This window comes from Gulosibacter sediminis, assembly GCF_014904065.1.
Classification (GTDB): Bacteria; Actinomycetota; Actinomycetes; order Actinomycetales; family Microbacteriaceae; genus Gulosibacter; species Gulosibacter sediminis.
In genome coordinates this window covers 42330-61731 of record NZ_JACXJG010000017.1, presented here as the reverse complement: position 1 = coordinate 61731, position 19402 = coordinate 42330, and the positions used below count along the sequence as shown (strand labels likewise).

Annotated in this window: 14 protein-coding genes and 4 pseudogenes; 9 read left to right on the top strand and 9 right to left on the bottom strand. The window is 68.3% G+C overall.

Translation table 11 applies throughout. The features are described from left to right. Positions 1-8 precede the first annotated feature (8 nt). From ID132_RS08920 to ID132_RS08915, 3 genes are all read right to left on the bottom strand, one after another. A complete protein-coding gene (locus ID132_RS08920; protein ID WP_125108053.1) occupies positions 9-1961 on the bottom strand; it encodes an alpha-1,4-glucan--maltose-1-phosphate maltosyltransferase in 1953 nt (650 codons plus the stop codon). A 149-nt stretch (positions 1962-2110) separates the two neighbouring features. After that, positions 2111-2398, bottom strand: coding sequence for a hypothetical protein (locus ID132_RS13980; RefSeq protein WP_235988438.1), 288 nt, complete (start codon positions 2396-2398; stop codon positions 2111-2113). A gap of 426 nt (positions 2399-2824) precedes the next feature. Beyond that, positions 2825-4162 carry an alpha-amylase family glycosyl hydrolase gene (locus ID132_RS08915; protein WP_235988436.1) on the bottom strand — a complete coding sequence of 446 codons (1338 nt, stop codon included), beginning with the start codon at positions 4160-4162 and terminating at the stop codon, positions 2825-2827. A gap of 26 nt (positions 4163-4188) precedes the next feature. Here ID132_RS08915 and ID132_RS14885 point away from each other — a divergent pair. From ID132_RS14885 to ID132_RS08900, 4 genes and pseudogenes are all read left to right on the top strand, one after another. Then, a pseudogene (locus ID132_RS14885) lies at positions 4189-4368 on the top strand (cysteine desulfurase NifS); the annotation flags it as partial. Between the two features lie 106 nt (positions 4369-4474). Next, positions 4475-5404, top strand: coding sequence for a cysteine desulfurase family protein (locus ID132_RS08910; RefSeq protein ID WP_328744085.1), 930 nt, complete (start codon positions 4475-4477; stop codon positions 5402-5404). Positions 5405-5468: 64 nt separating this feature from the next. After that, the gene (locus tag ID132_RS08905; protein ID WP_193128397.1) at positions 5469-6776 is read left to right on the top strand and encodes a uracil-xanthine permease family protein; all 1308 of its coding nucleotides are present in this window, start codon (positions 5469-5471) and stop codon (positions 6774-6776) included. Then, positions 6773-7243, top strand: a complete 471-nt coding sequence (locus ID132_RS08900) for a DIP1984 family protein (protein ID WP_193128396.1) — start codon at positions 6773-6775, stop codon at positions 7241-7243. The genes ID132_RS08905 and ID132_RS08900 overlap by 4 nt, the downstream gene beginning before the upstream one ends. A gap of 228 nt (positions 7244-7471) precedes the next feature. Here ID132_RS08900 and ID132_RS08895 read toward each other — a convergent pair whose 3' ends face one another. The 3 genes from ID132_RS08895 to ID132_RS08885 form a co-directional block, all read right to left on the bottom strand. Continuing rightward, a complete protein-coding gene (locus ID132_RS08895) occupies positions 7472-7918 on the bottom strand; it encodes an SRPBCC family protein (protein ID WP_193128395.1) in 447 nt (148 codons plus the stop codon). Then, positions 7915-8268: an ArsR/SmtB family transcription factor gene (locus ID132_RS08890; RefSeq protein WP_193128394.1), complete on the bottom strand. Its 354-nt coding sequence runs from the start codon at positions 8266-8268 to the stop codon at positions 7915-7917. The genes ID132_RS08895 and ID132_RS08890 overlap by 4 nt, the downstream gene beginning before the upstream one ends. A gap of 96 nt (positions 8269-8364) precedes the next feature. After that, a complete protein-coding gene (locus ID132_RS08885; protein WP_193128393.1) occupies positions 8365-10062 on the bottom strand; it encodes an amidase in 1698 nt (565 codons plus the stop codon). Positions 10063-10149: 87 nt separating this feature from the next. Here ID132_RS08885 and ID132_RS08880 point away from each other — a divergent pair. The 4 genes and pseudogenes from ID132_RS08880 to ID132_RS08865 all read left to right on the top strand — a co-directional run bounded on the left by ID132_RS08880 (position 10150) and on the right by ID132_RS08865 (position 16757). Then, a pseudogene (locus tag ID132_RS08880) lies at positions 10150-11989 on the top strand (ABC transporter ATP-binding protein). Between the two features lie 34 nt (positions 11990-12023). Next, entirely contained in the window at positions 12024-13187 is a 1164-nt protein-coding gene (gene mnmA / locus ID132_RS08875; RefSeq protein WP_193128392.1) for a tRNA 2-thiouridine(34) synthase MnmA, read from the top strand. 471 nt (positions 13188-13658) lie between these two features. Continuing rightward, a pseudogene (gene ligA, locus ID132_RS08870) lies at positions 13659-15958 on the top strand (NAD-dependent DNA ligase LigA); the annotation flags it as partial. A gap of 421 nt (positions 15959-16379) precedes the next feature. Further along, positions 16380-16757: a hypothetical protein gene (locus tag ID132_RS08865; protein WP_193128391.1), complete on the top strand. Its 378-nt coding sequence runs from the start codon at positions 16380-16382 to the stop codon at positions 16755-16757. Here the strand turns inward: ID132_RS08865 and ID132_RS13170 are convergent, their stop codons facing one another. Then, complete coding sequence (locus ID132_RS13170) at positions 16758-16898, bottom strand: hypothetical protein (RefSeq protein ID WP_211198354.1); 141 nt, start codon at positions 16896-16898, stop codon at positions 16758-16760. Positions 16899-18128: 1230 nt separating this feature from the next. Between ID132_RS13170 and ID132_RS08855 the strand changes: the two genes are divergently transcribed. Beyond that, positions 18129-18587, top strand: a complete 459-nt coding sequence (locus tag ID132_RS08855) for a peptidoglycan-binding domain-containing protein (RefSeq protein ID WP_193128389.1) — start codon at positions 18129-18131, stop codon at positions 18585-18587. 4 nt (positions 18588-18591) lie between these two features. Here the strand turns inward: ID132_RS08855 and ID132_RS08850 are convergent, their stop codons facing one another. After that, positions 18592-18954: a hypothetical protein gene (locus ID132_RS08850; protein ID WP_193128388.1), complete on the bottom strand. Its 363-nt coding sequence runs from the start codon at positions 18952-18954 to the stop codon at positions 18592-18594. 40 nt (positions 18955-18994) lie between these two features. Further along, a pseudogene (locus ID132_RS15575) lies at positions 18995-19402 on the bottom strand (transposase); the annotation flags it as partial.

The following is a 19402-nucleotide window of genomic DNA, read 5'->3' as shown; positions in this document are numbered from 1 at the left end:
GATTCGGGTTAGCGCTGCACGTGCAGCACGTGCGCCTGGCCGGGGTCGAGTCGCACGTAGTTCGACGAGCGCCACGTCCACCGCTGGCCGCTGAGCAGGTCGACAACGCCGAAGGCGCTCGCGGCGGGCAGTCCGAGCTTCTCGAGGTCGAGGTGCACGTTCGCGATGTTCGTATTCGCGGTGTCGAGGTTCACGACGACGATGATCGTGTCGTCGATGCCCGTGGGCGTGTAGGTGCCGGAGAGGTGCTTGGAGAACGTGAGGATCTGGTCGTAGTCGGCGTCGTGCACCTCGAAGTTGCGCAGCTGCGCGAGAGCCGGATGCGCGTGGCGAATCTCGTTGAGCTTCGTTATGAGCGGGGCGAGTGACGAGCCGTCGGCCTCGCGGGCGGCCCAGTCGCGCTCCTTGTACTCGTACTTCTCGTTGTCGATGTTCTCTTCCGAACCGGGGCGCGCGACGTTCTCGACGAGCTCGAAGCCCGCGTACATGCCCCAGTTCGGGGCCGCGGTCGCCGCGATCACGGCGCGCGCCTCGTATGCGGGCCTGCCGCCGTGCTGGAGGTACTCGGTGAGGATGTCGGGGGTGTTCACGAAGAGGTTCGGCCGCATGAAGTGGCTCGTCTCGTGCGACACCGAGGTGAGGAACTCCTCGAGCTCCTCGCGGGTGTTGCGCCACGTGAAGTATGAGTAGGACTGCTGGAAGCCGGCCTTCGCGAGCGAATGCATCACCGCGGGGCGCGTAAACGCCTCGGCGAGGAAGATCACCTCGGGGTGGCGTGCGTTGATCTCATGGATCAGCCACTCCCAGAACTGCAGCGGCTTCGTATGCGGGTTGTCGACGCGGAAGATGTGCACGCCGAGGCCGATCCAATACTCAACCGTCTCGAGCACCTCGCGGTAGATACCCGCACGGTCGTTGTCGAAGTTGATCGGGTAGATGTCCTGGTACTTCTTCGGCGGGTTCTCGGCGTAGGCGATCGTGCCGTCGGCGAGCGTCGTGAACCACTCGGGGTGCTCGGCGACCCACGGGTGGTCGGGCGTCGCCTGCAGCGCGAGGTCGAGCGCGACCTCGAGGCCGAGCTCCTCGGCGCGCTCGACGAACGCAGTGAAGTCATCGATCGTGCCGAGGTCGGGGTGCACCTCGCGATGACCGCCCTCGGCGGCGCCGATCGCCCAGGGCGAGCCCGGGTCGTTGGGGCCTGGGGTAAGCGTGTTGTTCGGGCCCTTGCGGTTGGTGCGGCCGATCGGGTGGATCGGCGGCAGGTAGACCACGTCGAAGCCCATCGCCGCGACGCCGTCGAGGCGGGCGGCGGCAGTGCGGAAGTTGCCCGAGGCCCAGCTGCCGTCGTCCTTTCGGCTCGCGCCCTCGGAGCGGGGGAACAGCTCATACCAGGCGCCGAAGCCGCTGCGCTCGCGCTCGACGCGAATCTCACGGGTGTCGGACGGCGTGACCAGGCTGCGAACCGGGTGCTGCGCGATGAGCTCGAGCACCGCATCCGAAGTCGCGGCGTCGAGGCGCGCCTGCGACGGGCGCGAGGTCTCGCGGGCGACGATCGCGGCCTGCAGGAGCGTGTCGCGCTCAGCCGCGGTGAGGGCGGTGTCGGCGGCCGCGCGCTCGAGCACGCGGGCGCCCTCCTCGAGCATGAGCTCGACGTCGATGCCCGCGGGCACCTTGATCTCGGCGTTGTGCTGCCAGGTGGCGAAGTCGTCGCCCCAGGCCTCGACATGCCAGCTCCAGGTGCCGGCGCTCGTGACCTGCGCCGCGGCGACCCACTCGTCGAGGCCGGGGCGGCCGGGACGCATCCGGATGCGCTTGGTCGCGCCCTCGGGCGACGTCAGGACGAGCTCGGTGCCGATGAGGTCGTGGCCCTCGCGAAACGCGACGGCCTGGAACGGGACGACCTCGCCGACCGAGGCACGGGAGGGGAAGCGGTTGTCGTCGAGCTGCGGTTGCAGCTGCATGACGGGGATGCGCCCGTAGCGCGGGGTGTAGTCGCTCGGGAACTCGTGGGGGTCATTCGCGTTGATGCCAGCTGTCGTTGCCACGCATCCGACGCTAGCAACCGCGCCCAAAGCTTGTCTGTACCCGCGCGGCGGCTGAGCGAGTTCGGTTACAGGGCAGCGTAGATGCGCATCGAGGGGCCGACCATGCGCAGGCGGTCCCCGGGCACCAGCACGCTCATCGCATCCGAGTCGATTTCGGCCACGTGCTCGGCGCTCGAATCCCAGAGCAGGCGGTAGCCGTCGATCTTCGGGCCGCGGGGGATGCGGAACGGCGCCGGGTCCTCGACGCCATGGATGAGCACGAGTACGCGGTCGCGGCCGTCGCCGGGCAGTTCGGTCGAGGCGAGGAACTGCAGCGAGCGCAGCGTCGGCGTGTGCCACTGCCAGTCGTGCATCGGCTCGCCGAGCGGGTCGAACCAGCTCAGGCGGGCGGCCTCGGAGCGCGTGGTGTCGGTGTGGTTGAAGCGGCGCGGCCGCANCCGGATGCTCCTGGCGCAGCTGAATGAGTCGGCGTACGTGCGGAATCAGGGCTTCCTGCGGGCCGGTGAGGTTCCAATCGACCCAGCCGAACTCGGCGTTGTCCTGGTTGTACGGGTTGTTGTTGCCGCGCTGCGTGCGCCCGAACTCGTCGCCGGCGACGAGCATCGGCACGCCGGCCGAGATGAGCAGCGTGCCGAGCAGATTGCGGATCGCGAGCTGGCGGCTGCGGTCAATCAGCGGGTCGGCGCTGTCGCCCTCGCGGCCGAAGTTGAACGAGCGGTTGTCGTTCGTGCCGTCGCGCCCAAGTTCGCCGTTGAGGAGGTTGTGCTTGACGTTGTAACTCACGAGGTCGCGCAGCGTGAAGCCGTCGTGGGCGGTGACGAAGTTGATCGAGGCGAGCGGGCCGCGGGCATCGTTGAAGCGATCGGATGACCCCGCCATCGCGGTCGACAACTCGCCGAGGCCCTGGCGGTGCTGGCCGGTGATGCGCGCCTGCGAGAAGCTGTGCACCCAGAAGCTGCGCACGCGGTCGCGGAACTCGTCGTTCCACTCGGCCCAGCTGAACTCCTCGTCGCCGGGGAAGTTGCCGGTCTGCCAGCCGCCGGTGCCGACGNCCACGGCTCGGCGATGAGCTTTGTTTCGCGCAGCACCGGGTCGTTCGTCATCGCTTGCAGCAGCGGGTGGTCGCGGTGGTAGGCGTGGTCGGCGCCACGGCCGAGTGTCACGGCGAGGTCGAAGCGGAAGCCGTCGACGCCGAACTCCTCGGTCCAGTACCGCAGCGAGTCGAGCACGAGGCGTTGCGCGGCTGGCAGGTTCGTGTCGAGCGAGTTGCCGCAGCCGGTGACGTCGAGCAGCTGCTCGCCGTCGAGGTGGCGGTAGTAACTTGCGCGGTCGATGCCGGCGAACAGCACGGGCTCGCCGGTGTCGCCCTCGTCTGCGGTGTGGTTGTAGACGACGTCGAGCAACACCTCGATGCCCGCGTCGTGCAGCGTCTGCACCATCGACTTGAATTCGCGGGCGACTGCCTCGGGCCCGGCGGCCCGCGCATCCGCCGTCGCATACTCGGCGTGCGGCGCGAAGAAACCGAGCGTGTTGTAGCCCCAGTAGTTCGTCGTGTCGGCGCGACGCAGATGCGTCTCGCTCGTGAACGACTGCACGGGCAGCAGCTCGACTGCGGTGATGCCGAGGCGCTGCAGGTGGGCGATGATGTTCGGATGTGCGAGGCCGGCGTACGTGCCGCGCAGTGGTTCGGGCACGAACTCGGCGAGCTTCGTGAAGCCCTTCACGTGCAGTTCGTAGATGACCGAGTCCTGCAGCTTCGTCGCGGGCTTCGGCGACCAGTCGAACGCTTCAGGCTCGGTGACGACCGCGACCCAGCGCTGCTCGCGCGCGTCCCCGAGGTTCTCGACCGAGCGGGCGTACGGGTCGAGCACGAAGCGCTCGGGGTCGAAGCGGTGCACGCCGCCGCTTGGGCCATCGACCGAGAGCGCGTAGCGGCGGCCGGGCGTCAGCCGATCGCAGGTGACCGACCAGATATCGCCGTCGCGGCGCATCCGCAAGCGCTCGGCAACCTGCCCGCCGTCGTCGAAGAGCACGAGCGCCATGTCGCTCGCGTGGTGGGACCAGACCCGGAGCGTGCCCGTGTGGAGTCCGAGTGGGGGAAGGTCGTGTGCCTGCATCGGTCACCGATTTTACAATTAGGAGTATGCCGATCTATTTGGATCATGCGGCGACCACGCCGATTCGCCCCGCAGCCCGCGATGCCTGGCTTGCGGCGCACGAACGCGTCGGCAATCCCGCCTCCATTCACGCCCACGGGCAGAGCGCCCGCGCGAGCCTCGAGTCATCGCGCGAACGCCTCGCGCGGCACCTCGGCGCGCAGACGATTGAGGTCGTACTGACCTCCGGCGGCACCGAGTCGATCAACCTCGCGATCAAGGGGTTTTGGTGGGCGGCGAACCCGGTGCCCGGCGCGCCCGCTNCGGCCGCGCATCCTCACCACCCGGGCCGAACACCACGCGACGCTCGACGCGGTCGAGTGGCTCGTCGCGCACCAGGGCGCCGAGGTCGGGTTCGTGCCGGTGGATGCGCGGGGGCGCGTCGACCTGGATGCGCTCGAGCGGCTGCTCACGGACGGCGCCGATCGCACGGCCGTGATCTCGGTGCTGCACGCCAACAACGAGGTGGGCACGGTGCAGCCGGTCGCCGAACTCGGCGAACTCGGGCGGCGGTTTGGCGTACCGGTGCACATCGATGCGGTGGCGTCGCTCGGGCACGAGGATGTTGATCTGCGCGGCTGGGGTGTGCAGGCGGTGAGCGTGTCGGCGCACAAGGTCGGCGGGCCCGTCGGCGTGGGCGCGCTCGTGGTGTCGCGGGATGCGACGCTCGAGGCGCTCGTGCACGGCGGCGGCCAGCAGCGCGGGCTGCGCAGCGGCACACAGGATGTTGCGGGCGCGGCGGCGTTTGCGGCGGCGCTCGACGAGGCAGTCGACCCCGCCGAGCGCGAGCGCCTACGCGCGCTGCGCGATGCGCTCATCCAAGGAATTCGCGAGGCGATTCCCGAAGCGCGGCTGCGCGGGGCCGACCCGGCCGGCGGTGCGGCTGCGCGGCTCGTGAACAACGTGCACTTCACGTTCCCGGGCGCGCAGGGCGACTCGCTCCTCTATCTGCTCGACATGGCGCAGCTGTCGGCGTCGACCGGCTCGGCGTGCCAGGCGGGCATCCCCGAACCGAGCCACGTGCTGCTCGCGATGGGCGACGACGAGGCGACCGCCCGCGGTGCCCTGCGCTTCACCCTCGGCTGGGACTCGACCTCCGCCGACGTCGCCGCCCTCCTCGAGGCCCTCCCCACGGCCTACAACACGGCCCGCCGCGCCGGCCTCAGCAACCGCCNACAAAAAACGACCACTCAACCTAAGTAGGGCGGCAACATAGGGGGTTGCGGTGGGGGAGAATTGTCGGGTCTGGTTTGAGGATGGGGAGCGCATGTTGAGTTGGAAGCTGCACGGGAATGGCCGCACAGTACAGCCGGGTGAGGTGGTTGCGCCCGATGAGCGGCTCGCGTGGCCCGTCACGATCGGTATCGGTGCCCAGCACGTCATCGCGATGTTCGGCGCGACGTTCCTCGTGCCGCTGCTCACCGACTTCCCTCCGTCGACGACGCTGCTGTTCTCGGGCATCGGCACGCTGCTGTTCTTGCTCATCACGCAGAACAAGGTGCCGAGCTACCTCGGCTCGAGCTTCGCGTTTATCTCGCCGATCCAGGCCGCGACCGCCTCGAACAACATGGCCGTCGCCCTCGGCGGCGTGCTCGTCACCGGCGTCGCCCTCGCGCTCGTCGGCCTGCTCGTGCAGGCCGTCGGCACCCGCTGGATCACGGTGCTCATGCCGCCGGTGGTCATGGGCTCGATCGTCGCGCTCATCGGCTTCAACCTCGCGCCGACCGCGTATGACAACTTCGAGCAGTCGGCCCCGACCGCCGTCGTCACGCTGTTCGCGGTCGTGCTCTGCACCGCGCTGTTCCGCGGCATCCTCGGCCGCGTCTCGGTTCTCCTTGGCGTCATCGTCGGCTACGTCTTCGCGATCTTCCGCGGCGAAGTGAACTTCGACCGCGTCGCCGATGCGGCCTGGATCGGCCTGCCCGAGTTCCACACCCCCGAGTTCAACCTCTCGGTGCTGCCGATGTTCCTGCCGGTCATCCTCGTGCTCATCGCCGAAAACGTCGGCCACGTCACCTCGGTCGGCCAGATGACCGGCCGCAAGCTCGACCACATGGTCGGCCGCACCCTCGCCTCCGACGGCGTCGCGACCGCGCTGTCGGCGACATTCGGCGGCTCGCCGACGACCACCTACGGCGAGAACATCGGCGTCATGAGCGCGACCCGCGTCTACTCGACCGCGGCCTACTGGGTCGCCGGCATCGCGGCGATCCTGCTCGCGATGAGCCCGAAGGTCGGCGAGGTCATCTACTCGATCCCATCCGGCGTGCTCGGCGGCGTGACGTTCGTGCTCTACGGCCTCATCGGCATCGTCGGCATTCGCATGTGGGTCGACGCGAAGGTCGACTTCGCGAAGGCAAAGAACCAGATGACTGCCGGCGTCGCCCTCGTCGTCGGCATCGCCAACGTCACCTGGGACTTCGGCGGCATCATCTTCAACGGCATCGCGCTCGGTACGCTCGCCGCCCTGATCATCTACCACTTGATGCACCAGCTCGGCCGACTCACGGGCACCGAGCCGCGCGAGGCCGCACCCGTTAGCAGCCACGACAGCCCGGCGAAGGGGGCACGATGAAACTTGCCGAAGCGTTGATTGAGCGGGCGGCGCTCCAGGTGCACCTGGGTGAACTGCGCACGCGCATCCGTGCCGCTCAGTACGTACAGGAGGGCGATACCCCGCCGGTGGACCCGCCGGAGTTGTTGCGCGACCTCGAGGCGTCGCTCACTCGACACACCGCACTGGTGAAGGCGATCAACCACACGAATGTCCACACGCCGTTCGATGACGCCCGCACCATCACGGATGCGATCGCCGATCGTGACGCCGCCGCCACGCGGCACCGCACCTACCGCGATATTGCCGATGACATGAGCGCCGGAACCGGCCCGCGGCAGTTGCGCAGCGAGATTCGCTACGTGGCGACGATGGATGCTCGCGAGCTCCAGCGGCTCGCGGACGATGCGGCCCGCGGCTACCGCGAGCTTGACACGAAACTCCAGTCACTGAACTGGACGACGGAACTGATCGAACCGGGCAGCTAGCGAATCCGCGCGTGAGTCGGTAACGGCACGCAGCGAACACCAAACCCGTGCCTGCCGGGAATTGCAGGCGTCTAGTTCGGAAGGCCCCGAACATCCGGTTATCGGGCAGGCCGAATTGGGCACACGTGCATCGCGCACAATGCATTGTGAATCACCAGGTGTTGGGCGTACCGCGAGGGCGGGTATGGGGACCTCACGCGCACAATCTGGTTCGCGCCCGCGCCCGCATCAACTGGCGAGCGCGGTGTCGAGCTCTTCGAATGCCTCGGTCCAGCCGTCATAGACGCCGTGCTCATCGCCACTGTCGTTCGCGATGCCGAGCAGGTGGAAGGTCATCTCGCAGCGATCGCCCGCGAGTTCGCGCAGCGAAACCGTCACGACGGGCGCGTCGGCCTCGTTGTCGCCGGGGTCGGCCCAGGTGAACTTGAGCAGCTCGGGCGCGCGCACTTCAAGGTAGGTGCCGCCGGTTGGCCATTGCTGCCCGTCAGCTTCGAGCACCATGTTGTAGGCGTAACTGCCGCCCTCGCGCAGGTCGATCTGCACGCTTTCGGCGGGTGTGACGAGCCCGTGCGGGTGCCACCACTTCGCGGCCAGGGTGGGGTCGGTCCATGCGCGCCAGATCGTGGTGCGTGGCGCATCGAATTCGCGAACGATGGTGAACTGCTTCTCGGTCATAATTCCTCCTCAGGATGCGCGGGCAACTGTTGCCCACGAATTACCTCGTCGAGTTGGTCGAATCGGGCCTGCCACAGGGCGCGGTGTTCGATGACCCAAGCTTCGGCTTCGCTGAGCCCCTCGGGGCGCAGCTCGCAGGTGCGATACTGCCCGGCCTTCGTGCGTGAAATGAGCCCCGCATCCTCGAGCACCTTGAGATGCTGCGAGATTGCGGGACGGCTCATGTCGAACCGCTCGGCGAGTTCGTTCACGCTCGCCGTGCCGCGTCCGAGCAGTTCGAGCAATCGCCGGCGCGTGGGGTCGGCGAGCGCGAAGAAGCTGCGGCTGAGCGGATCGGTGGCAATGGGCATCGCGTCTCCCTCGACGAATGCGTAAGTAATTACTTACATATTCGCGCGAAGCCGAGCCAGCGTCAATGGGTGTTGCCTGTGAATGCGTGCGACGTGCTACAGCCGCGGCGTCAGGCCGGGCTCTGTGCGCCGTGGCCGCAGTGACTCGAACGCTGCGCCGAAACCGAGCAGCGCCGAGTCGTCGTAGGCGCGACCGGCGAAGGTGAGACCCACGGGCATCCCAATGTCGGCCATGGTGCCCATCGGCACCGTCACGGTCGGGATGCCGAGGTGCCGCGGCACGAGGTTGCCGTTCGCGACCCACACACCGTTGCGCCAGCCGAGCTCGGCCGAGGCCGGGTTCACATCCATGTCGGCCGGCCCGATGTCGGCGACGGCGGGGAATACCACGGCGTCGAGGCCGAGCGCCTGCAACCAGTTCTCGAGGTCGATGCGGCGCGTCGCCTCGAGGCCCATGAGCCCCTCACCGATGGTCGGGATGTCCTCGAGCGCCGGGATGCCGTGCTCGCGCGCGAACCAGACGTAGCGGCGGATGTCGAAGTCGAGCGAGCCATACTGGTCGGGCAGCGCGCCGGCCGGCTGAGGGAAGATGAGCTCCTCGTCGACGGCGGCGAGGCGGTTGAGTCGCGGGTCGCCGTTCGCGTCGAGAAAGTCGTGCCACGACCAGAGCGAGAGCTCGAGAATCTCGTGGTCGAGGTAGCCCTCGGGCAGCAGGCCGCGGGTGCCGATGGTCGGGGTGCCGGGGCGGTCGCCCTCGTAGTTGCTCACGACGGGGAAGTCGACCTCGACGACCTCGGCGCCGGCCGCCTCGAGGTCGGCGCGGGCGGCACGCCAGAGCTCCATGATCGACTCGCGGGTATCGATGCGCGTGCCGGTCGGCCCGCCGAAGCGGGGCTGCTCGCCGGTGCCGGCCGCCTCGTCGGCGTTGATGTACATGCGCGGCACGCCGAAGCGCTTACCCTGCAGCGATGCCGATTCGGCGAGCGCCGGGTACGACGCCGGCCGCACCTCGGAGGCGGCGGGGATCGTCACCCAGGGCTGCACGCGCCAGAAGTCGCCGCGCGCCTCGGCGTCGTCGGCGACGACGGCCTCGAGCACCTCGAGCAGGTCGGCCATGCTGCGGGCGTGCGGCACCGCCACATCCATCGTCGGCACGAGCGGCCAGTTGCCGCGCATCGAGATGACGCCGCGCGAGGGCGTGTAGGCGCAGAGCGCGTTGTTCGAGGCGGGCGCACGGCCCGACGACCACGACTCCTCGGCAAGGCCGAACGCGGCGAACGACGCGGCGGTCGCCGTGCCCGAGCCGTTCGACGACCCCGAGCCGAATGCCGAAGTGAGCCACTCGCGCTGGTACGGGCTTTCGGCGCGGCCGTAGACGCCCCGCTGCATCCCGCCATTCGCCATGGGCGGCATGTTCGTCAACCCGAGCAGCACGGCGCCGCCGGCGCGCAGCCGCTCGATCGTGAACGCGTCGCGCTGCGCGACGAGGTCTTTGAACGCGGGGGAGCCGGCGGCGACGGTGAGGCCGCGCGCCATGTAGCTGTCCTTCGCGGTGTACGGGATGCCGTCGAGCGGCCCGAGGGTTNCGCCGCGGGCGCGGCGCTCGTCGGATGCGCGGGCCTCGGCGAGCGCGTCGGGGTTGCGCACGACGATCGCGTTGAGCGCGCCGTCGTAGGCGTCGATGCGGGCCAGATAGGCCTCGACGAGCTCGACCGCGGTGGCCTGGCCCGTTTCGAGGGCCTCGCGAAGTTCAGCGATGCTCGCTTCGACGACGTCGACTGGGCGTTGGGTCACGGCGACCTCCTTGTGTCCGGCTGCAACGGCGCCAGCTTAATCGATTCAGTACCCGAAGTGTAGGCCCGGCCCACCTACGCTGGTCGCATGACAATGATGCACGGGCGAGGCACCGGTCGGAACATTCCTGACGAGTCGGTGATGCGCGAGCAGAACAGCTCCTCGCCCGAGGTGCCGCACCTCTGGCGCCGCATCGGCACCCTCTTCGTGCCGTACCGCGCGCCGCTCGCCGTCGCGCTCATCCTCGTGCTCATCACCGCGGCCCTCGGCGTCGCGCCCGCGCTGCTCACGCAGCAGGCGTTCGACCGCGGCCTGTTCCCCGTCGCGGGTGGCGGCCCCGACCTCGTCGCCCTGTGGTGGATCGTCGGCGCGATGGTCGCCGTGCTCATCGTGAGCGCCGGCATTTCGGTGTGGCAGACGTGGCTCACCGCGAAGGTCGGCAACTCGGTCACGGCCGATCTGCGCATGCGCCTGTTCGAGAAGCTCCAGTCGATGGAGCTCGCGTTCTTTGCCCGCACGAAGACGGGTGAGGTGCAGTCGCGCCTGCAGAACGACGTCGGCGGCGTCGCGAACGTGCTGCAGAACACCTTCACCTCGATCGTCGGCAACATCGTCACGACCATCGCCTCGATCGTCGCGATGTTCGTGCTGAGCTGGCAGCTCGCGGTGCTCTCGCTCATTATCCTGCCGCCGCTGCTCCTGCTGCAGCGCCGCGTCGGCCAGCGCCGCGCGCGCATCGCAACGAAGACGCAGCAGTCGCTCGCGAATATGACGGCGATGACCCAGGAGCAGCTCTCCGTGTCGGGCGTGCTGCTCACGAAGACGCTCGGCCGCGAAGACGCCGCGACCGCCGACTACCGCGCCGCGAACGAGCACCAGGTGGGCCTGCAGATTCAGCAGGCCATGGCCGGCCAGCGCTTCTTCGCCTTCGTCAGCGTCGTCATGGCGCTCATCCCCGTCATCATTTACGTCGTCACCGGCTACCTCATCACCGGCGGCGCGACGCTCACGGCGGGTACGATCGTCGCCTTCACGAGCGTGAACACGCAGCTGCGCCGCCCGCTGCTGGGCCTCATGCGCACCGGCCTCGACGTGCAGACCTCGAAGGCGCTGTTCGCGCGCATCTTCGAATACCTCAACCTCCAACCGGCCATCGTCGAGCCCGAGCAGCCGCAGCCGCTGCGGCCCGAGCGCGTCGGCGACATCGAGTTCCGCGACGTCGTATTCCGCTACCCCGACCAGCGCGACGACGAGCCGGCGACGCTGAGCGGCGTCTCGTTCTCGGCGAAATCGGGCGAGTTCGTGGCGTTCGTCGGCCCATCCGGCGCCGGCAAGTCGACCATCGCCTACCTCTCGGCGCGGCTCTACGACGCGACGGATGGGGTGGTCGCCTTCGCGGGCACCGACGTGAAGCAGCTGCGCCGGGCCGACATCGTCGCAAACGTCGGCATGGTGAGCCAGGAGTCGTACCTCGTGCACGCGAGCATCGCCGAGAACCTCCGGCTCGCGAAACCCGACGCGTCGCTTGAGGAGCTCGAGGCCGCGTGCCGCAAGGCGAGCATCCACGAGCAGATCATGACGTTCCCCGACGCCTACGAGACGATCGTGGGGGAGCGCGGCTACCGCCTCTCGGGCGGCGNAGCGCGTCGCGATCGCCCGCGTGCTGCTGAAAGACCCGGCGGTGCTCGTGCTCGACGAGGCGACGAGCGCCCTGGATGCGGTGAGCGAGCGGCACGTGCAGGCGGCGATTGATGAGGCGAGCCGGGGCCGCACCGTGGTGGCCATTGCGCACCGGCTCTCGACGATCCGCGAGGCCGACGTGATTCACGTCGTGAGCCACGGCGAGATCGTCGAGCGCGGCACCCACGACGAGCTGCTCGCGGCCGGCGGAGCCTACGCGACCCTGTACGCCGAGTCGGGAGAGTAGCGCATCCAAGCGACCCTCGTAAACTAGACGGGTTATGAAGGTTCTTGCAGCAATGAGCGGCGGCGTTGACTCGTCGGTCGCGGCGGCCCGCGCGGTCGACGCCGGCCACGAGGTGGTTGGCGTGCACCTCGCGCTTTCGCGTGCGGGCGGCACCCTGCGGCAGGGTTCGCGCGGCTGTTGCACGATCGAAGACGCGATGGATGCGCGGCGCGTGTCGGACGAACTCGGCATTCCCTTCTATGTCTGGGACTTCTCGGAACGCTTCAAGCTCGACGTCGTCGACGACTTCATCGCCGAATACGCGCAGGGTCGCACCCCGAACCCGTGCCTGCGCTGCAACGAGAAGATCAAGTTCGCGGCGCTGCTCGACAAGGCGCTCGACCTCGGCTTCGACGCGGTCGTCACCGGCCACTACGCCGAGGTCGTCGACCGCGAGGACGGCCAGCGCGAGCTGCACCGCTCGTCGGAGGAAGCGAAGGACCAGTCGTACGTGCTCGGCGTCCTCACCGCAGAGCAGCTCGAACACTGCTGGTTCCCGCTCGGCGCGACGCCGTCGAAGGAGCTCATCCGCGAGGAGGCGCGCGAGCGCGGCTTCGTCACCGCGAACAAGCCCGACAGCTACGACATCTGCTTTATTCCCGACGGCGACACGCGCGCCTGGCTCGGCGAGCACATCCCGATGCGCCCCGGCGCGATCGTCGACCGCTCGGGCGAGGTGCTCGGTGAGCATCAGGGCGCGAGCGCGTACACGGTCGGTCAGCGCAAGGGGCTGAACCTCTCGCGCCCCGCCGCCGATGGCCGCCCGCGCTTCGTACTCGGCACCGACCCGGCGACGAACACCGTCACGGTCGGGCCGAAGGAGGCGCTCGCGGTCGGCGAGATCGCGGGCCAGCGCTTCAGCTGGGCCGGCGCCGCCCCCGACATCACCGAGTTTCGCTGCGACGTGCAGATTCGTGCGCACGCCGACCCGCAGCCCGGCACCTGCCGCATCCGACGCGCCGCGCGCTCGACCCGGCCCGACGCGACCGAGCCCGGCGTCGAGATCTCGGTGCGGGTCGACACCCCGCTCGTCGGCGTCGCGACCGGCCAGTCCGCCGTGATCTACGTCGGCAGCCGCGTGCTCGGCCAGTTCACCATCGACATCGCAACCTCGCAGCTCGACCTCGAGCCCGCATCCCTCGCCAAGGAGGCCAGTTGACCGGCGCAGCCGCACCCCAGCTCAAGGATGGGCAGGCGCTCGATCGCCTCAGCGAACAGGCCGAGCGCTGGGGGCGCTCCTACAAGCACATCGATGACGAGACGAAGCTGCGCGCCGACTTTGACGCGAAGTTCCGCCACGAGGCCGGCCAGCTCGCCGCGCGCTGTACGCAGCCGGCGCGGCGATTCGGCGGCAAGGACTGGATTCTCGCCGTGCTGCTCTGGCTCATTATTGCGGGCGGTGTGCTCATGGCCTCGATCTTTCTGATGCAGCCCGACGTCACCTGGTTCTGGATCTTCGTCGCGGTCGCCGTCGTCATCTTCGTGCTCGGCGTCGTGCTCGTCTACCGCGACACGACGAGCACGGCGCGAGCCGAGAAGCGCCTGCACGACAAGACCGAATGGCTCCTCGGAGCCTCCCNCGCACCGCCGAGTCGGTCGTGCGCGAACGCCGCGCCAAGAGGAGCTAGCTATGGCCGACCGCGATCCCGCCCTGGAATTCGACGAGGCTCGCGCGGAGGCCGATCGGCTCACCGATCAGCTCACCCAGTGGTCGGCCGCGTACTACGAGGGCGACACGCAGCTCGTCACCGACGCCGAGTACGACGCCGCGATGGCGCGCCTGCGCGAGCTCGAGGCCCAGTTCCCCGAGCTGCAGTCGCAGGACTCGCCGACGCAGGTCGTCGGCGGTGGCGCCTCCTCGCTCTTCGCCGAGGTGACGCACCGCGAGCGAATGCTCTCGCTCGACAACGTCTTCTCGGTCGAAGAGCTGCGCACCTGGCTCGGGCGCACCGGCGAGGCGGCCGGCGGCACCGTGCGCTGGCTCAGCGAGGTGAAGATCGACGGGCTCGCGATTTCACTCACCTACGAGCGCGGCGCCCTGACGATCGCCGCGACGCGGGGCGACGGGCGCACGGGTGAGGACGTCACCGAGAACATTGCCGACATCGCGGCGATCCCGCAGCAGCTCACCGGCGAGGGCATCCCCGAGCTCGTCGAGGTGCGTGGCGAGGTGTTCTTCCGCGTCGACGATTTCCGCGCGCTCAATGCCGAACAGGCCGAGGCGGGCGAGCCGCTGTTCGCGAATCCCCGCAACGCCGCATCCGGCTCGTTGCGGCAGAAGCGCGAGGGTAAGACCGGCACGAAGCTCGACCTCATGCGCAGGCGGCTCGGCCGCCTCAGCATGTACGTCCACGGCATCGGCGCGTGGGAGCAGGGCGCGAACGCGAGCCCGCGACTCGAGAATCAGTCGGACTACTACGAGCTCTTCGCGAGCTGGGGCCTGCCGACGAGCCCGCACACGCGCGTGCTCGACTCGGCGGATGCGGTGGTCGACTACGTCGCCGAGTACGGCGAGCGCCGAGCATCGATCGAGCACGAGCTCGACGGCATCGTCGTGAAGGTCGACAACCTCGCGCAACACGACGAGCTCGGCGCGACCTCGCGCGCCCCGCGCTGGGCGATCGCCTACAAATATCCACCCGAAGAGGTGCACACCAAGCTCATCGACGTGCGCNTCGGCGTCGGCCGCACCGGCCGGGTGACCCCGTATGCCGTGATGGAGCCGGTGCGCGTCGCCGGCTCGACCGTGACGTTCGCGACGCTGCACAACCAGGATGTCGTGGTGGCGAAGGGCGTGCTCATCGGCGACACCGTCGTGCTGCGCAAGGCCGGCGACGTGATTCCCGAGGTGCTCGGCCCGGTGCTCGCGGAGCGGCCCGACGACGCTCGCCCCTTCGAGATGCCGACGGCGTGCCCCGAGTGCGGCACCGAGCTGCGCGCGATGAAAGAGGGCGACGTCGACCTGCGCTGCCCGAACGCCCGCAGCTGCCCGGCGCAGGTGCGCGGCCGCGTCGAGCACATCGGTTCACGCTCGGGTCTCGACATCGAGGTGCTCGGCGAGGTGACCGCCGCGGCGCTCACGCAGCCCGATGAGCCCGAGACGCCGCCGCTCGTGACCGAAGCCGCGCTGTTTGACCTCACGCTCGACGAGCTCGTGCCGATCGTCGTGACGGTGCGCGACGCCGACACGGGCGAGCCGAAGGTGGATGCGGACGGCGCCTCGCGCCAGCGCACGCCTTTCCGCGTCGTCAAGGCGAAGACCTACGCGCCCGAGGCCGAGGGCATGACCGCCGCCGAGCGCCGCAAGGCCGGGTTCAAGAAGGATGTGCCGGTGTACGGTGCGTCGACGCAGGCCCAGAAGCTGCTCGACGAGCTCGAGAAGGCGAAGACGAAGGAACTGTGGCGCCTGCTCGTGTCGCTGAACATCCGCCACGTGGGGCCGGTTGCAGCGCGCGCGCTCGCGGACTGGTTCGGCTCGCTCGACGCGATTCGCGCGGCCTCGGTCGAAGAGCTCTCGGCCGTCGAGGGCGTGGGCCCGATCATTGCCGAGTCCATCGCCGAGTGGCTCCAGGTCGACTGGCACCTCGAGATCGTCGACCGCTGGACCGCCGCCGGCGTGCAGTGGGCGACTCCCGGTCACCCGGGCCCGGGTGCTCGGGAGGAAGTCGAGGGGCCGCTCACCGGCCTGACGATCGTCGCAACCGGCACGCTCGAGGGCTTCACGCGCGAGGGCGCGAAGGAGGCGATCATCGCAGCCGGAGGCAAGGCGGCGGGANGGTCTCGAAGAAGACCGACTTCGTTGCGGCGGGCCCCGGCGCGGGCTCAAAGCTTTCGAAGGCGGAGGAGCTTGGCATCCCGGTGCTCGACGCCGACGGTTTCCGCCTGCTACTCGACGGCGGCCCGGATGCGGTGGCAGGACTTGCTGCCGACANGCCGACGCCGACGCCGACGCCTGACGCCGCCGCCTGCGCCGCAAGTGGCGCTGTGAGCGACGACCGGCGCCGTCAGGATCGCGCCACTCGTCGCTCCTGTCGGCACTTCGTCGCGCCAGGGTCGCTTGGTCACTCTATCGTTGGTATGGTCCGATCGGCCCATCTGTGAGTGGCCGCAGACGGGGTCCGAAACTCGCGCGAGACGGCCCGATGCGGTCGCACGCAAGCGTTCGATGAGCTTCAAGCTTCTAGAGAAAGTGGCTGATGGGGCCCATTTAGGGGTGCCTTCTGTCGAAGCTTCCAGTCAACGATACGTTGGACAACTTGTCGTGCCCGCTCGTGACATGGGCAGCCGTCGTCCTAGCTCAACTGCGTCAGGTTCTCTCACGGCTTGTCGGAAACCTGCTTAGCATGCACACATGCGCCGAATGATCGTTCTTGCCGTCTTTTCCGTCATCCTTCTCGCGGGTTGTGCAACTGGGAGTGCCGGGGTCTCCGCAGGCACGAAGACTCCGGCCCCAACCTCCACCACCTCCACGGATCTGGAGGCTGTCGTTGACGACTGCCGCCAGGCTGCCCTCGATGACGTCCTCTTTGGCTTTGAGGGGTCCGGTGGGAGTGGTGCTACTACGCCTGCGGAGGTGTTCGATATGAACTACGACGTCGACAACGCCCAGGTGGAACCCGCGGAGGGTGGCTGGGAGGTCACCTTCACTGACACCGGGAACCACGATCCGGGCGCGGTTTCGATCTTGTGCAGCTGGGTCGACGGCGACGCTACTGCGAGGACGGAATAACTACATGCCGGACTTGCCCTGCGAGAGGCCATCGCGGAACTCACCCCAGAACAGGTTGGTGGCCTTCGCAAGCGAGTCGACCGCGAGGTTTTCCTGGGCGAGCAACATCCTGGTGGAGACCGGTACACTCAAGGGCTTCACGCGCGAGTGGACGAAGGAGAGCATCATCGCTGCGGGCGGCAAAGCCCCCAACNGGTCTCGAAGAAGACCGACTTTGTCGCGGCCGGCCGGCCGGCCTGGCTGCCGATGCCGACGACTGACGCAGTCGCCCGCACCGCAAGAGGCGCCGTGAACGACAACCGGCGCCGTCAGAATCGCGCCACTCGTCGCTGACGGCGCCACTTCGGCTGGGATGGCCCTATCGGGTGATATGGCAGGTGCGGTTCGGCTGCCAGGATCGATGGCGTCCGCAACCGTTCGGTCGAGGTCTGTCGCGGAGGTGGTGTCGTGGAGGAGCCGCAGCTTTCTTGGGCGTCGAGAGGCTGGATCGCGCTCGGCTGGGTCTGCGCGCTTGTCGTGACCGTGGCCTCGATTGTCGCGACGGCGCAACCGTTAGAAGATATGCCGATCATCTGGAGAACTTGTCAGCCGCTACTCGCCGATGAACGTGCCGCGCTCATCTGGAAGCTCGTTTCCCATGTGGTTTTGCTTTGTCTAGTTGTGGTGCTGCGGTGGTCGGTGTTCGCGTCATCGCCGTGGCGGCAGCCGAAACGGCAGGTGAAAAGTCAGGTCGTCTTGATCGTGGTGATGTCGTTGGCCGTGGCCCTGCTTGCGGCGTTCTTTTATTGGTTCCTGATGGGTCTGACTTGGGGTTTGGAATGGAAGTCCTTTCGCGCGGAGCCGCTGTATCCGTCTCCTGAAGAGGTGTGCAATACGGGCTGGAGTCGGTGGCCGATCGTGAACATGTATTGGGCGACGCCGGGGCTCGCTGTGGGTATCGACGTCGTGGTGGGGTGGTTCCGGTTCAAGGCCGGGAAGCGTCAGTTAGTTCCGTGGGCAACTGTCGTATCGTTCGTGATTCAGGTTGTCGNGCGCTAGTTCCGCACCTGAACGCGCCCCTCCACCCGTTTGGTCCGATCGGGCCATTCTTTGGGCCGGGGGCGTCGAGAGGGGCGGCGCCTGCACCGACGAGTTCCGGTGATCTCAAGTCTGTTGTGGCCGACTGTCGTCAGGGCGTGCCCGATGGCGTCCTCAGGCGTCCTCAACGGTATGGGCTACTCGCGCGTTTGCGTCGGGCCCGGTCGTTCGCAATGGCGTGATCGCCTGGCTTGGCTGTTTATGAGATGCATCCAGGATTGTCGCCCGCAGCTCAGCGGACGACTCACCACGCTCCCGAACCTCTGAGGCGTTCTTCGTTAGGAATAGAAACAAATGGTCTACAACAGCAAGGCATTCGGATACACCGTCGAGAAGTCGGCGCGTGGCACCGCAGGCGGCCCCTATTACGACTTCTGGTGGTGGGAGCCTGGCTTGGAACTTCGCAAGCGCATTCAGCAGACCCTTAAGGACGACCTTTGGTACACGGGACCGGTAGACGGCGCTTGGGGCCCCAATACTATCAAGGGGCTCCAGGCCAAGTTTGCAGCAGATTGGGGCATTGGTGGCGACATCCAGCTCTACTCCGGACCCATCGACGGCGCTCCCGGTCGAAACCTGGTCGCGGCCGTAAACACTTTCGCCATGGAGTGGGCGCGCGGCTCTAAGGGTGACCCAGCGGAGTACCAGACACTCCTCGCAGGCGCGGGCCGTGGCGAGAACCTGCGCAAGTACCCCGCGATGGTGTGGCGCAACGTCGCCGCGCGTATCGCCGTGGAGCCAAAGAAGAAGTAGCGGGCTAGAGCGCGGTCGCCGTCTGCTCTGCGCTCCAGTGGCAGACGTAGGCGGCGTCCGTCTCGTCGCGCGCAGGGAACGTGACGTTCCACTCTCCGGCGTCGATGCGCGCCTCGGCGGCGTCGGCGTCGTAGGCGGCGTGGAATGCGTCTCCCGCAGCCTCCGCACTCGCGTACTTCGCAGCATCGGGCGATTCCATCCATGCCTCCGCGCACGCCTCCAACGCGAGAGGGCGCTCCCACTCTGGCATCTCGTCGACCGGGTGCCACCCGGAGGACGGGCCTGGTGCTCGCGTGCCCTCCGCTGCGCATCCGGCGAGGGTGGCGACGGCGGCGAGGGCGAGGGTGGCGGCTGCAAGTTTGCGCATGCTCTCGACCATATCGGGCTCTTCGGACATTGGGTGGGGGTCATGGGGTGAGTGCGCCGGCGGCGAGGAGCATCCGAAGTCGGTCGTTGTCTCGGTTGCGGTAGCCGCGGGCGAAGGCGACGGTGGAGTTCGATGGTCCCGTTCACTGCCTCGGTGCCGCCGTTGTTCGCGCGGCCGCGGTGAAGTACGCGAGGAATGCTTCGCGCCAGCGGCGCAGGGTGGGGCCGAANGCGTGCGATCTCGGGGATCGGGCAGGTGCGGAACGCGTCTCCGCGGCCTTCGAGCCGGGACGCGGAGGCTTTCCCGACCTGCCGGGCACGAGATCGAGCAGCCTGGCCGGAGTCTTTCCGTGGCCGTCGCGGCTCAGGCCGACCATCCCGGCCAACTCCTTCGGACCGCGCTTACAAGGGANACGTGATGCCAGATGTGCTCGGCGACACCGAGGGTG